12 protein-coding genes are annotated in these 14,815 nt (G+C 62.3%); 2 read left to right on the top strand and 10 right to left on the bottom strand.

The window, feature by feature from the left end; genetic code table 11:
- Positions 1 to 195 precede the first annotated feature (195 nt).
- From WCL10_RS04215 to WCL10_RS04170, 10 genes are all read right to left on the bottom strand, one after another.
- Positions 196 to 1,347, bottom strand: a complete 1,152-nt coding sequence (locus WCL10_RS04215) for a hypothetical protein (RefSeq protein WP_336894367.1) — start codon at positions 1,345 to 1,347, stop codon at positions 196 to 198.
- Positions 1,348 to 1,386: 39 nt separating this feature from the next.
- The gene (locus tag WCL10_RS04210; RefSeq protein WP_336894366.1) at positions 1,387 to 3,618 is read right to left on the bottom strand and encodes a polysaccharide biosynthesis tyrosine autokinase; all 2,232 of its coding nucleotides are present in this window, start codon (positions 3,616 to 3,618) and stop codon (positions 1,387 to 1,389) included.
- A gap of 13 nt (positions 3,619 to 3,631) precedes the next feature.
- Positions 3,632 to 4,324 (bottom strand): polysaccharide biosynthesis/export family protein, encoded by a 693-nt coding sequence (locus WCL10_RS04205; RefSeq protein ID WP_336894365.1) that lies wholly within the window; start codon positions 4,322 to 4,324, stop codon positions 3,632 to 3,634.
- A 64-nt stretch (positions 4,325 to 4,388) separates the two neighbouring features.
- Entirely contained in the window at positions 4,389 to 5,747 is a 1,359-nt protein-coding gene (locus WCL10_RS04200; protein ID WP_336894364.1) for an O-antigen ligase family protein, read from the bottom strand.
- Between the two features lie 290 nt (positions 5,748 to 6,037).
- Entirely contained in the window at positions 6,038 to 6,292 is a 255-nt protein-coding gene (locus WCL10_RS04195) for a hypothetical protein (protein WP_336894363.1), read from the bottom strand.
- A gap of 199 nt (positions 6,293 to 6,491) precedes the next feature.
- Entirely contained in the window at positions 6,492 to 7,925 is a 1,434-nt protein-coding gene (locus WCL10_RS04190; RefSeq protein WP_336894362.1) for a sugar transferase, read from the bottom strand.
- 198 nt (positions 7,926 to 8,123) lie between these two features.
- Positions 8,124 to 9,125, bottom strand: a complete 1,002-nt coding sequence (locus WCL10_RS04185) for a DNA polymerase III subunit delta (protein ID WP_336894361.1) — start codon at positions 9,123 to 9,125, stop codon at positions 8,124 to 8,126.
- A 70-nt stretch (positions 9,126 to 9,195) separates the two neighbouring features.
- Positions 9,196 to 9,624, bottom strand: coding sequence for an LPS assembly lipoprotein LptE (gene lptE, locus WCL10_RS04180; protein WP_336894378.1), 429 nt, complete (start codon positions 9,622 to 9,624; stop codon positions 9,196 to 9,198).
- 58 nt (positions 9,625 to 9,682) lie between these two features.
- Complete coding sequence (leuS, locus tag WCL10_RS04175; protein WP_336894360.1) at positions 9,683 to 12,244, bottom strand: leucine--tRNA ligase; 2,562 nt, start codon at positions 12,242 to 12,244, stop codon at positions 9,683 to 9,685.
- A 53-nt stretch (positions 12,245 to 12,297) separates the two neighbouring features.
- Positions 12,298 to 12,744 (bottom strand): DUF3576 domain-containing protein, encoded by a 447-nt coding sequence (locus tag WCL10_RS04170; RefSeq protein ID WP_336894377.1) that lies wholly within the window; start codon positions 12,742 to 12,744, stop codon positions 12,298 to 12,300.
- A gap of 384 nt (positions 12,745 to 13,128) precedes the next feature.
- Here WCL10_RS04170 and WCL10_RS04165 point away from each other — a divergent pair, with 384 nt between their 5' ends.
- Both WCL10_RS04165 and phbB read left to right on the top strand, forming a co-directional pair.
- Complete coding sequence (locus WCL10_RS04165; protein WP_336894359.1) at positions 13,129 to 13,965, top strand: hypothetical protein; 837 nt, start codon at positions 13,129 to 13,131, stop codon at positions 13,963 to 13,965.
- Between the two features lie 119 nt (positions 13,966 to 14,084).
- Positions 14,085 to 14,807, top strand: coding sequence for an acetoacetyl-CoA reductase (gene phbB / locus WCL10_RS04160; RefSeq protein ID WP_336894358.1), 723 nt, complete (start codon positions 14,085 to 14,087; stop codon positions 14,805 to 14,807).
- Positions 14,808 to 14,815 lie beyond the last annotated feature (8 nt).

Raw genomic sequence — 14,815 nt, 5'->3', positions numbered from 1 at the left:
AATCTGGCCCCCCTTCAACTTCACGCCAAAATCAGCCGGTTCTTCGAGGCGTCCAGCTTGTTGGTTGTCTTGCTCATAACAGGCCCTTCCTCTCAGGAGTTGGGGCCTCCGGCAATCCCGGGGCGGTTCAGTTCACCTGATTCCGGCTGCAAAGATGGGGGAGATTGGAATTGGGCTGATTGCGCCATGGGGCGGTCAGATCCGCTCGAGCGCTATATCGTCAAGGCGTACCCGCCCTCGCGGGGCAAGCCAGAAGATCAACTGGCGCGCAGGGCATCGTCCGTCGACTACAAAGTCGTGCGTGAAGGTGGGGGCCCGGCCCGGAACGGCGGAACCGGGCACTGCATCGGCGTAGTCGTGACCGCAGCTAAGCGCTACCCGCAAGGCCTGTGCCTCGGTGGCGCCTGTATCGGGCGTCCTCCAAGTTAACCGATAGGAGCCCGGCTTCAGCACAACAAGCTGCCGGACGATCGGCAAGGCGATTGTTGCGCTGACCTCCACTGCCAGCACGTTATGTCCGAAGGGGTCCTGTACGAGCGATATCTCGGCGTCGCCGCGGTTGGAAAGCACCCAGTCGAACCCGGTCGTTGGTCTTGTGGTATCGAGTTGTTCAAAGCCGCCATCATAGACCTCCGACGTCGAGGACGGACAGCCCATTCTCCAGACCTGCTGCGCTTCGTCTAGGTTCTGCGAATTGATCAACTGCTGCGCAAAGCTTGAAGTTTGCCGACAAGCCCAGTTTCCCGGACCGGATCGCCGGATCACATCCACGCGCTGGAGCAGTTGGTCGTTTGGCAGGTTTTTGACATCAGTAACGTAGGATTCTGCCCAAGCTGGTTTAAGCTTTAGGCGCGCTGCCAGCGCGTCGCGGCCCTCGGGTGCTGCCGATACTAACGCGAGTAACTTCGAGCCGTTCTCGTCATTGGGAAACTGACGCAGCAAGGCATCGAGGCGTTCAGCAGCAACCCTGTAGTCTGCTGCCTGAATCGCCTGATCTAGCCAATAAATCTGGGTCATAGAGTCGCGCCAGCCGAGCTGGCCAGCCACCATGAAAGTCTTGTGAGCCTCAGGCAACTGTGCGGCGTAGAGCTGTGATCGGCCGAGGATCGAAACGGCAGGCGCGGAGATGGGATCGGACAGGATGGACCGCCGCGCGAGCGCGATGGCCGATGCCGGGCCAGTCTTCACTAAGGCCATAATAGCCCTCGCCCGTGCTCCGCCCGTGTCATAAGGCCAGCCTATAAAACTTGGCGATGCAGGAAAGTCGCGGCTTTGCCGGTCCGATCCGCTCAGCACCGAGAGGGCGGCAAGCAGCACAAGACCTGTAACCGCAATGCTCTTACCCACTCTGCTCAACAGGACCAATCGCGTCGTCCCGTGCATTGGTCAGGCGTCCGTTTTGGCGGTGTAGTGGTAATAGTTGTAACCGTAGTACTCGGAATACCGATTGCCCATGTCGGTGGGATCGAACTTGGTCAGGATACCGCCGAGAATGTTCGTGCGCATGTCACGCAAGCGGCGAAGCGATGCTTTGAGCGAACCGCGCCTGCTGCGGTCGGACTGGATGACCATCACCACACCATCGACGAGTGCTGCCATAATCGGGGAGTCGGCGAGGCCAAGAACTGGCGGGCTGTCGAGAAGCACGAGGTCGAAGCGTTCGGTCAGCTGCTCGAGCACCTGATGCATCCGGTTGGAGCTCAGCAGTTCGGTTGGGCTGGGCGGGATCGGGCCCGATGTGATGACCTTGAGGTGCTCGACGTCGGTGTCGCGCAGCACTGTGTCGATCGACACCTGCGAAGTCAGCAAGCTCGACATGCCTTGCGAGTTGTCACCGGCGAGCGAGGGAATGGCTCGGTGCAGGGCAGGGCGTCGCAAGTCGACGTCAAGCAGCACTACGCTGCGGCCAAGCCGGGCGATCCCCGTTGCAATGGCAAGGCTGGTTGTCGATTTGCCTTCCGATGGCTGCGAACTGGTGACAAGGATGGATTTGGGCAGCCCCGACGGTGTCGAGTAGAGCAACGCGCTTCGCAGCGAATTGTAGCCCTCGCTGATCGGCGACTTGGGGTCGTCCATCGAAGCGTCGACCCCGATTCCCTGCGCCATCGGGATGACACCAAGCAAGGGCATCTGCAACTTGCTCTCGAGGTCTTCGGGCACACGCACCGAGTCATCCATCTGCGTTCGCATATAGACAATCCCTGCCGCCGCAACGAGGGCAAGGCCCAGCGCAATCAGGATGTTGCGCAGGAAGTTGGGCGAGCTGGGTCGGATGGGCGCAGTCGCGGTGTCGATGATGGCGATGTTGCTCGCGCTGATCCCCGCTGCCGCGTTCAGCTCTTTGTAGCGCTGCAGCAGCCCTTCGTAGACTGTACGGTTCGTATCGGCCTCGCGCTCGAGCAGGCGATATTGAACCAGGCGGTCCTGCTCCTCGAGCGAAAGCCCCTTGAGCTTGCTCACTTGGTTCGCGAGGCTCTGCTCGGCTTGCACTGCCGCGTCGTACTGCTGCTTCACCGCGGCCCGGATGTTGCGGGCAACATTGTCGAGCTGGGCGTCGATAACGCCGACCTGCGCACGTAATTGCTGGACTGTGGGGTAATCCTCCAGATGGTTCGCGCGCTGCCGTTCGAGCTCGGCCATATTGCGGGCCCGCTCCGTCAAAAGCGATGCTATGGCTGGGTTGGCCAGAACATCCGGTGAATTGAGGACATTGCCACCGGAAACAAGACGCCAGCGCTGCTCCGCGACAATCCGCGAAGCCTTGGCCTGGTTCGCCGCCGAGTTGATCTCGAGAAGGCTTGTGTTGGTGACCGAGGCGTTGCCGCGACGCTGGTCGGCCCCGGCGTTGTCGCGATCACGGATCAGGCCAACCTGCCGCGCATAGGCGTTGAGCTCTCGCTCCGAGACTTCGAGCTTGGCCCGCGCATCCGCCAACTGCCCGGCAATGAATTCACGGGCGTAGGCCGAGCTATCGAACCGGCGTTGGAGGTTGGACTGGATGAACTCGGATGCGAAAGTGTTCGCGACACGCGCTGCCATCTCCGGCTGAGTGCTGTTGAAGCTCACCGTCGCGAGGCGGGTGTTGCGGGGCAGATCGACCCCTCGGGCCTCTTCGATGGCGCGAATGGTCAGGTCCTCAAGCTCATTGCGAGTGAGATCGCCGCTCGGCTGGCGCATCCCCATCGCTTCATAGAACCTGGGATTACCCATCAGGCGCAGCTTCTGCGCGACGCGCTCGGCGAGGGTCCGGCTCTTGAGAATATCGACCTGCGTCTGTAGAAACCGCTCGGTGTCGCTTGCGGCGATGATCGGATCCTGCAGGTTGTCATCCTGCTTGCCCAGAATCTGGGCCGACTGGTCGTTGATCTGGAGAGACGTCTCGGCAGTGTAGCGCGGGGTCTGAAGGAAGGTGATGATCACTGCCATAGCGAGGGCCGATGCGATGACGATGCTGATAATCAGCAGGTTCGCACGGATGATAGTAATGACCTCGCGAATGTCGAAACCTCGCTCGGCTTCCTCGTAATACGGTTCATCGCCGTAACCACCTCCGCCAGCGAGGATATTGCGAGCCTGGCCGTTTTCGGCGGCACCTGAAGTGTCGATGTTCTGCTGCACGATACCGCCGTAATTACAAACGAGTGAAAACGTTAAAGAGCGGAGCCGCCTGGAGGATGTCGCGGTAGATCGACTTCGCTTGCGAGAAGCCGACCACGACTACGTCGCCGCCGAGGATTTGCGGATCGGGATCGCGGCCAGCACGGATCCGGCCGAGGTCAAAGCGTGCTGCCATCCGCTGGTCGTTGATGGTGCGAAAAATGACCACTTCGTCCAGCTTCGCGATCCGGGTCGGGCTCTGCGCGAGCGCGATTGCGCCGAGCAGCGTTGTCTGACCGTCAACCGGGTAGGCACCGGCCTTCATGACCTGCCCTTCCACGGTCACGTTCTGGCCGGTCTGCTCAATGACGTTGAGCGTGACGTTCGGGTTTTTCAGGTAGCGCTTGCCGAGGCCTGAAGCGATCAGCGCGGTGGCCTTGGCGGGGGTAAGGCCGCTGATCTGCACTGGCCCAAGAAGCGGAACCTGAATGTAGCCGGCATCATCTACTGGCAGCTTCTCGATCGTGAGGCCTGGTTCGCCGAAAACCGAAATTGCAACCACGTCACCGGGTGCTATCAGATACTCCGTCGGAACAACAGCGCGATCGATCGGCGGGAAGTTCGCATATGCAGCGGCGCTGTGCGGCAAATCCTTGTACAGACCTGAGGAACAAGCGGTCAGCGACGTCACCAGCAGAAGCGAAATCGGGATGTTAAATTTGCTCACTTCGGGTTTCGCTCCAGATAGCATACACCAATCACGCCGATCTGCTGATGCCAGCATCGTGGCGTCAGCGCAACAACGGATCCAGTGGTTCCTTTGCTGTATAAAATGGTCGATTTTGTTGCAAAGCAGGAGGCTTGATCAGGAAGGCGGCTGCAACAGCGGCGAGCGCTGCGACCGACATGCAGCGCAAGGGGTAATCGACCACGGAGTGAAGGGCGACGATCACGAACGCGCCGATGGCAAACAATATCTGTGTCATCCTGGCACGGTCGCTACCATTTGCCCGGGCCGACGCAATCGCCCGGACAATCAGGACGAAAAGAACCAATGCAACAGCGCCGAGCACGATGAGGCCGGGTACCCCGGCTTCCATCGTCCATTCCAGCCAGTCATTGTGCGCACGCACAGGATACCTCTCGGTGACCTCTTCTAGCCGCTCGGCCGCTTCAAGCATGGGCCTGATCGTGCCGATACCGCTACCATATGGCCAGACCTGCTTGATCGCAAAGTTTGTGTCTGCCCAAATTTCCCATCGTAGTTCGCCGTTCAGGGTGAAGCGGGAGACAACCTTTTGCACCGCGGGCAATTCCGCCAGCAAAGCGCCGCTGACGAGTACGGTTGCAAGGGCCCCACCAACCGCGAATACAAAGGAGCGCTTGAGACGTAAGAGCGGCCAGAGCATGACCGATAGTGCGATCAGCGTGGGCAGCACCAAGGCAATCCCCGTGCGTGATCCGGTCATGAAAACGGCCACTAGAAAGGCGGCGATACCAAGTACGAGAGCGGCCCAGTTGGCTGCGCTTGGCTTGGGTCCAGCTAGGCGGGAGGTCAGCAAAACGCCGAAGGCCAGTGCCGCAATCAGCAATATGTCCGCTTCGGCATTGCGATTTGCCTGAAAGCCGACGAGGAAACCCTCGCTGAAATCGGTGTAGAGCGACCAGGTCCATCCGCCGGTATGCGAAAGCTGCAAGGCACCCAAAAGCATCGACAGGATGGCGATCAAAACGATGGCCGCGCAGATCCAATTGCGGCCGCGGATCGACAGCCGGGAAACCTGCAGCATCAGAAGGACAGGGCAGATCATGGCCAGAAGCGAGGCAAACGTGCGCGCCGGTGCCATCGTCAAGGGCATCCAGCGCTGATCGGCTTGCGCTGTAGCAAGCGATTGCACTTCGATCGCGCGGCCTGGCAGTGATTGCCAAATGGATGGGGGCAAGGGAATGAGGTGCAGAACCGGCATCAGCAGGAAAAGGCCAGCTAGTAACCAAGCCCAAGGATTAATGGGACCGAGCCCGCTTTGCCAAGGCCGCGAGGCCACAAGCGGGATGACCAGCACCGCCGTGAGGAACTGAAGGATCATCTCGTTCTGCGGGTTGCTGGTGCCTCCCCCGCCAAAAATCATGGCTAGGGCAACCAGCGCCATGCAGATGGCGGTTCCGCGCAGCGGGCGGGACGCTACCGTCGTCACGGCCTCTGATGCGCCCTGAGAGCCAGACCGGCTCTTGCGTGAATCTCGTGACGAACTTGCCGCGCGCGTTCCTGCAATCACAGTAAACTCCCCGACGCTGGCCATAGGTGGCAAGGTGCAAGCGAATGGCGCCTGCAAGGGCCGCGCCAAAAACGCCCAGCACCTGAGATTGCTTCAGCCCAAAAAAGAATGGGTTCGCCAACAAAGTTCGCGAACCCTTTCCTGTCATTCAGAAGCTTAACAGCTTAATCGGGGCTGCGGCCCTTCTCAAAAGCCTTGAAGCCGGCAAAACCAGCAAGCGGCACAGCAATTACAACAACAGGCCAGGTCACCGTCTGCACAGCCGATGACTCACGATGCTTGGGGGCCTTCGTGCGCACTGCCTTGGATACCACGCCCGGGAACGAACCGGCGGCGCGGGTCGCCTCTGCATTTGCAGTGCCGGAGATAACCAGGCCAAGAGCGGCTGCGCTGGTCAAAGCGATCTTGAACGTGTTCATTTTCGACTCTCCAAATAAAATTCGAAGAAACCCTTAGGCACTTCTTATGATTCGATCAACCCGAATGTTGCGTTGGCGAGGTGGCTATTGTTGCACCTGCGAAAAGCGAAAATCGTCACAAATCAGAACAAATTGAACTGCGCTGGGCGCTTATTCCGGCAATGCGCACGTTTCATCGTGCGCATGCCACGCATTGTCGTCAAAAGGCGCGATCGTGAACCAGCACCGCAAAAGTCGCGAAGATAATCCTCAAGTCGCGAACGGCCGTCCATCCGTCGAGATATTCGAGATCGGCCTGCAAGCGGCTTGTCAGATCCGCTTCCGAATCGGTTGCTCCGCGCAGCCCGCGAATCTGGGCCAAGCCAGTCAAACCGGGCTTGAGCGAGTGACGCAGCAAATAGCGTTGATCGACTTCCCAGAAGCGCTTCTGGCCGGCAAGCGAGCCGATCGCATGGGGGCGAGGCCCGACAATACTCATGTCGCCGCGCAGCACGTTCAAAAGCTGGGGCAACTCGTCCACGCTCGTCTTGCGGATGAAGCGGCCAATCCGGGTGATGCGGTCGTCGTCCCGGCTGGCGGAGCGGGTCCCTGCCGCGTCGAGCTTCTCCACCCGCATCGAGCGGAACTTGTAAATCCAGAACAGCCGGTTGTTGCGGCCCTGGCGCTGCTGAAGGAAGAACACCGGACCGCGGTCTTCCAGCCAGATCATCAGTGCAACTACGAGCAGCAAAGGCGCGAGCGCGATTGTCGCGCCGCCGACAATGACAAGATCCATCGCGCGCTTCAAGGCGCGGGCCCTGAGGCCCAGCGGCCCCACCGAAACAACCAGCGAACCGAACCCGTGGCCGCGGCGGGCACCGAGCACGCCCATCTCCTGCACTTCCGGCTCGACAATTTCTCCGCAGATGTTCGAGCCCTTGAAAACCATCGCCCAGTCCTTGCGCCGTTCTGGCGGGCAGCTCACGATCACCCGGTCCATGTTGGTCATGAACATGCCGAGCCGGTCGAGCATATGTGGGTCGCTGCGGTCGGGCCGGAGGCGATGCTCACGCGTGTCGATGTGCCAGGCATGCGGAACCCGCACAAGCGTGCCGCCATCGTCGATGACCAGCACGTTCTCTGCGGTGGGACCACAACCCTGCCGAATGAGCGGATGGACAACGGCACGCGCCCAGGTGAGGCCACCTGCGATCATCAGCAAGTTGGCCAAAATCGAGACGCGGGAGAACTGTTCGCTGGACTTGGTGAAAAACGCGACGAAAATGGTGAGTGTCAGCGTGATCACGATAGCCAGGATCGATCGGGCCTGGCTGAAGCGCAGCGATGTAAGGGACTGAATGGAATATGTGCGCGTGATCAGGGCAGCGCCCCAATATAGCGGCAGATAAAGATTGATCTGCTGAAGCGCTTGGGGGTCGTCGGCGCGGCCGATGTAGAGCAGGCCGACGAGCAACAGGGATACGGTGATGACTGCGCCATCCAGCAGCAAAAGCAGCAAATAGGCCTGCAGCCGCCGCTTCTCAAGCGAAGGCGCCAGCGGCAGTTTCAGCTGACGATTGGCAGCAGGTGGCTGTCCGCCCCCGTGCAATGTGACGGGCACGACAATCGGCCTGTCTTGCTCCAGCGTTGTCATCGTTATTGCACCCTTATGAACCGTCAAAGTTCAGCGTTCCGGTTGTGCGACCCGGACGATAAAAATCTTTATGGGCAGACTCGCCGATTTCGATGATAATGTTGCTTTGCAATACGTACAGTTTTGCCGCTCAAACACAAGCAGTTCCCGACGCTCGTCGCTGCAGCCCGTCGCACCACGGCCTCGTCTCGTCCCCGGTCAACGGGCCGCTGCGCGGGAGATTTCCGCAAGTCCTTGAGAAAGAATAAGTTCTGCATTTCGGTTGTCGGCCAGGAGCTGGCGGTGCAAGGCCATCAGCCGTTCGACCAGCCGAGCGAGCTTGCGTCCGCGCCAGCGCCGCATCTGCAGCGCAACATCGGCTTTGTCCCGAAAGAAGACACGGCGTGCCGCAGTTTCTTGTTCGATAAAGGCATTTAGGTCGCCGCGCCCGCGCATGCGCCCGGCGAGCTGCATGAGCTGCGCGGCACGGCGTTCGAACGCCAGCAGCAGCCCGACCGGATTGAGCTCCAGCTCGTGCAGCCGGGCCAATTCAGCGGAGAGACGGGCCGTCTCACCGGCGAGCACGGCGTTGACGACCGGCATGAAGCTGTCGTCTTCGCTTACCGCAACAATCGCGTCGAGCGCCGCGCCATCGACATTGCGCGGCGCCTCCGGGCTCGCGTCAAGGAACAGCACGAGCTTCTCGACCTCGCTGCGCGCCATGCGCGTGTCCAGCGCGGCCGCCCGCGCAATGCGTTCGGCCAGGTCGTCGTTGAGCTTTAGGCCCGCAGGCTCCGCCATCTCCCGCACCGCAAGCGTTACCGCGCGGATATCGGGCGGGTGGAACATCGCGACAAGGGCATCCGGCCGATCAGCCAGGAGTTTGGCGATGCGCGACTTGTCGGTGGCCGAGGATGCGAGGATGAAGACCGGCCATCCCTGCACCGGGCTCGCCAGCAAAGTCTCGACTGCATCATAGGCCTCGTCACCGGCGCAGCGCACATGGATCTGGCGGCGGTCTCCAAACAGCGAGACCGAGCGGGCCTCGTCTGCAAGGCGCACTGGATCCTTGCGCAAATCTCCGCCTGCCAGTTCGATGCGCTCGAACGTCCCCTGCTTCGTGCCGATAAGGGCGGAAAGGCGGGCGGCGGCATCGGCCGAACCGGCTTCGTCGGGACCGCAGAAATAGAACACGCCCGCGTCATTTGCGGCGCGCGCCATCTGTCCGGCAAAGTTCTTCTGTGTCACCTTCACGGCGCGGCGTGGCGGATCGGGGCGCGGTGCATTCGCTTCAGCCCGTCTTGCGCAGCTTTGTCGCCACACGCGTCACGATCTGCTCGGCGATTTCGTGGCTCAGGTTCTCGAGAGCGGTCTGCTCGGCGGCGATAACCGCATATTCGCTCGAGACAATATCGACACCGGCATCGGCCCCGGCGGTCGCGTCCAGGACGATCTCGCCGCTTGCCAGATCGATCAGCTGATAGCGTGCACGCAGCGTCCGTCGCTCGCGCGTCACCGCGTCGTTGGAGAGAAGCCCAAGGCCCTGCAACTGCTCGTTGAGCCGGACGTCGAGCCGGTAGCGCGGCGTGCTCTCGGCGCCCGCGCCGAGCCGATCGACCAGTGCCGCGCGGACCAGCCAACCGGCCTTTCCCTCGATCGCGGAGACATTCACCCCGGCAAGCGCCCGCGCCACCGTGCCGCTGCCGCCGCCTGCATACATCGGCTGCAGGGCGCAGCCGCCGAGCAACAGTGGTGCGGCTAGCAGAGCGAGGAGCGCCCTAGGCGACAAGGTTCACCAACCGGTCGGGCACAACGATCACCTTTTTCACTTCCGCCCCATCCAGTGCACGCTGCACCTTGTCGGAAGCGAGAGCAAGCCGCTCGAGTTCCTCGCGCGCGGTGCCCTTGGCGACGGTGAGCGTATCGCGCAGCTTGCCCTTGACCTGCACGGCGACAGTCACCTCGTCATCGATCAGGAGCGCCGGATCGACCTCGGGCCAGGCGGCATCGGCAACGAGGCCCGCTCCGAAGGCGGCATAGGCTTCTTCTGCCAGATGCGGCATCATCGGGGCGACCAGCAGCAGCAGCCCACGGATCGCGGCAGTGCGGTCGGCCGATGGCGCAGCCTTTTCGGTCGCGCCGGTGAGTTCGTAGATCCGCGCGACGGCCTTGTTGAAGCCCAGCGCTTCGATGTCCTGCGCCACGGCGTGGACGGTCTGGTGGACCTTGCGGCGCAGAGCCATATCCTCGCCAACAGCGGCGGCATCGGATTGGCCGAACAGCCGCCATAGCCGCTGCACGAAGCGCCAGCAGCCCTCGATGCCCGCTTCGGACCAGGGCAGGTCACGTTCGGGCGGGCTATCCGAGAGCATGAACCAGCGGATCGCATCGGCCCCGTACTTCGCGACGATCTCGTCGGGATCCACAACGTTCTTCTTGGACTTCGACATCTTGATGACACGGCCGATCTCGACCGGCGCACCGTCTGCCTTCAGCGTCGCGCCTTCTGCGGTGCGCTCTACCTCTCCGGGGGAGAAGAACAGCGGCTGGCCATTCTCGGGATTGCGCCGCTCGTAGGTCTCGTGGGTCACCATGCCTTGCGTGAACAGGCTGGCAAACGGCTCGGTCACTTCCAGCTTGCCGATGCGGGCAAGAGCGCGGGTCCAGAAGCGGGCATAGAGCAAGTGGAGGATCGCATGCTCGATCCCGCCGATGTACTGCTCCACAGGCAACCAGCGCTTGATTGCCTCCGGATCGAACGGCCTGTCATCGGGCTGGCTGGCAAAGCGCAGGAAGTACCACGAGGAATCAACGAACGTGTCGAGCGTGTCGGTCTCGCGCCGCGCAGCATGTCCGCACTGCGGGCAGTCGACTTGCTTCCATGTCGGGTGGCGGTCGAGCGGATTGCCCGGCACGTCGAAGGTCACGTCCTCTGGGAGGGTCACGGGCAAGTGCTTCCTGGGCACCGGCACCACGCCGCACACCTCGCAGTGAATGAACGGGATCGGCGTGCCCCAATAGCGCTGGCGGCTGACGCCCCAGTCGCGCAGACGCCAGACGGTCTTGCCTTCACCCCAGCCCTCGCTCTCGGAGCGGGTGATGACGGCGGCCTTGGCTGCGGGGACGTCCATCCCATCAAGGAAGCGGGAGTTCACCAGCTTGCCGGGGCCGGTGTAGGCCTCGTCGCCTGCGAACACAGCCTCGGTCCTGTCGCCATCGGCCACGACGCGGGTTACGGGCAAGCCATACTTGCGGGCAAAATCGATATCGCGCTGGTCATGTGCCGGGCAACCGAACACCGCCCCGGTGCCGTAGTCCATCAGCACGAAATTCGCGATGTAAACGGGTAGCTGCCAGCCTTCATCAAGCGGGTGAACCACCTTGAACCCGGTGTCGAAGCCCAGCTTCTCGGCGGTTTCCAGTTCGGCAGCGGTCGTGCCGCCTTGCTTGCACTTTGCGATGAAGGCGGCCGCCTCTGTCGATTCCCTCGCGACCGCCTGTGCGATCGGGTGATCGGCGGCGATGGCGACAAAGCTCGCGCCAAACAGGGTATCGGGCCGGGTGGAGTAGACTTCTATGTCCTCCGCCAGCGGCGCGACCGGCTTGAAGCGGAACTGCAGGCCCTGGCTCTTGCCGATCCAGTTCTCCTGCATCGTGCGGACCTTTTCGGGCCAATTGTCGAGGCTGGAAAGCCCGTCGAGCAGCTCGTCGGCAAAGTCGGTGATCTTGAGGAACCACTGGTTGAGCTTGCGCTTCTCTACCAGCGCGCCGGAACGCCAGCCGCGTCCGTCGATCACCTGCTCGTTGGCAAGCACGGTCATGTCGACCGGGTCCCAGTTGACGGTCGATTCCTTGCGGTAGACGAGGCCCGCCGCATAGAGATCGAGGAACAGTGCCTGTTCCTGGCCGTAGTACTCGGGCTCGCAGGTCGCCAGCTCGCGGCTCCAGTCGAGCGCGAAGCCGAGGCGCTTCAATTGCGCCTTCATGTTGGCGATGTTGGCGCGGGTCCAGCCGCCGGGGTGGACGCCTTTTTCCATCGCGGCGTTTTCGGCGGGCATGCCGAAAGCATCCCAGCCCATCGGGTGGAGCACTTCAAAGCCGCGCATGCGCTTGTAGCGCGCGAGCACGTCGCCCATCGTGTAATTGCGCACGTGGCCGATGTGGATGCGCCCCGAAGGATAGGGGAACATCTCCAGCACATAGCTGCGCGGTTTGGCCGACGTGTCGTCGGCGCGAAACGACTGGCGTTCATCCCACACGCGCTGCCAATGCAGGTCAGCGTGACCGGGGTCGAAGCGGCCAAGATCGGGGCGAACAGGCTCGGAGCGCTCGGAAGTCATGCCGCTCCCTCTAGGGAGCAGCGCCCAGCCGTGCAACCATCAGACGTGAAGGATCAGCCGCGAACAGTCTGGCGGCGAAGATCTCGGGCCTTGGTGAGAATGATGTCTTCCAGCTTCTGCACCGTGGCGGCCTGCACCGGGGCATCGACCCAGTTACCGCCCTGGCTGACCTGGCGGCTGGCGGCAATCCGCAGCGCATCGGCGCGCAGGTCCTGATCGAGTATCGAGACCGTCAGCTTCATACGCTCGCCCGGATTGCGCGGGTTGGCGTACCAGTCGGTCACCACCACGCCGCCGTTGCTGTCGGTCTGCACCAGCGGCATGAACGAAAGTGTTTCGAGCGTTGCGCGCCACAGATAGGCGTTGACGCCGATCGTGGTCACCTTGCTCGCTGCAAGATCAAGCTTGGGGCGGGCTTTCTGCCCGCAGCCGGCCACGAGCGTGCAGGCGGCGATGGCGAGAAGGCCGGTGGCGAGCCCCCGGGCGATCTTGGCGGAAATGCTGGGGCGTGTCGTCACTTGCATCCTGTCCTTGCTGGCGGGGGCGTGCGGCCATGCCGCTGCTCCTGCCCATGATATCCGCGCCGTCGGGCGCCTTGACGCCGAGGCTCTATCACCGCCGCGCCGCGTGCCGCAAGGGCAATGCACAGGGTGCGCCCCGGTCATGCCACGTGGATCGGGCGGAACGACGCTGCCGTGCTTGCTGGCGGCCCATGGCAGGCGGCAGAGCCAGCGCCTGTGGGCAAAGCGCAACAGGTTGGCCTGATCCTGTCCCGAAGTGGACGAAAAATCGTTGTGCCACTGGAAATTATCTGTCGCCCAACGTATGTCTTGCCTACAGAGTGGTGTTCGAGATTCGCGGAGTTCCATGAGCTTCGCTGAGATATGACCGGAAAGTTCAGGCTTACGATGAGCGGCAAGTTGGTCAAGGGAGCAAAATCGCGCGGGGGTTTCCGTGCGCGCGTGCTGCCTTTGCTCGGCTGCGCACTGATCGGCCTTGTTGCCGCGCCTGCCCTCGGCAGCGCACTTGGCAGCAACTTTGCCTCTGCTCCGGTAAGCCTTTCGGCCCGCGGCGGGATCGGTTCGTTCACGCCCGCTTCGGTTGATCCGCGCCTGGTGTCCGAGATCAATGCCCAGATTCAGGGGCGCGCCGGTCATGGCCGGCTGTTCCGGTTTACGCCTGCCGGCATGGAAAACCGTCCCGATCGGGCCGTGACTGTCGCTGTCCGGGTCAGCGATATCGGGGCGCAGGATCTTGTAGTGCGGGCTGCGATGCCTGCCGGTGCGGGTGCTCCTGGGGCCGCTCCGGTGCGCATTGCGCCGACGGTGTACAATCTCGGCCTCGCGCGCGGGTATCAGAGCTTTGCAGCCACGCCGGGCCTTTCGCGTGACAGCATTCGCCTCGATATCCAGCGGCTTGATATGCCCGATCTGCGCGCCATCGGCCGCAAGGATGCCATGTCTGCCTCCGCCGCGAGTGTCCCGGCGCGGCTCGCCCCCCGGATTGAACTCGATACGCGTGAGCGGATGGGCCATGCGCCGCGCACCTTCGAAGGCCAGGCCGACTATCAAGTCGATCTCGGCGGCAGCTACCGCCTGACCCGCAATATCGATGTGACCGCCGGCGTGCGTTATTCGCCCGAACGGGATCGTCTGCGGCCGTTGACCGATGGCAAGAAGGACAGCCAAGCGGTCTACGTCGGAACCCAGTTCCGCTTCTGATTTCTGCGCAACGCCAGCCGATTTCACGCAGTCGTATGATTGCTGCCTAAGTACTTGTCCGCCAGCAACCTTGCCATTACCGTCCTGCCGATAGTGCGGATTGGGAGATGGCGATGACAATGACACGCGTAGCAGTGGTGACCGGCGGTACCCGGGGCATCGGTGAAGCCATTTCTCTTGCCCTCCATGCGCAGGGCCGCAGGGTCGTCGCCAACTATGCCGGCAACGAGGAAAAGGCCCGCGCCTTTACAGAGCGCACCGGGATCAAGGCCTATCGCTTCGATGTGGGCGATCACGAGGCGACGCTTGAAGAGTGCGCCCGCATCGCTGCCGAAGTCGGCCCGATCGATATCGTCGTGAACAATGCCGGCATCACCCGCGACGGCGTGCTCCACAAGATGAGCTTCGACGACTGGAACGAGGTGATGCGCATCAACCTCGGCGGCTGCTTCAACATGGCCAAGGCCACCTTCCCCGGCATGCGCGAACGCGGCTGGGGCCGCATCGTCAACATCGGCTCGATCAATGGTCAGGCTGGCCAGTACGGTCAGGTCAACTACGCCGCCGCCAAGTCGGGCATTCACGGCTTCACCAAGGCGCTGGCGCAGGAAGGTGCCAAATACGGCGTCACCGTGAACGCCATCGCGCCGGGCTACATTGATACCGACATGGTCGCCGCTGTGCCTGCACCGGTGCTTGAGAAGATCGTCGCCAAGATCCCTGTCGGCCGCCTCGGTCAGGCCGATGAAATCGCCCGCGGCGTCGCCTTCCTCACCTCTGAAGACGGCGCTTTCGTCACCGGCTCGACCATGAGCATCAACGGCGGCCAGCACATGTATTGATGGGCTGG

Source organism: Novosphingobium sp., assembly GCF_037133355.1.
Lineage (GTDB): Bacteria > Pseudomonadota > Alphaproteobacteria > Sphingomonadales > Sphingomonadaceae > Novosphingobium.
Note: the sequence above shows the minus strand (reverse complement) of the source record. Positions and strands in the feature narration are given on the sequence as shown.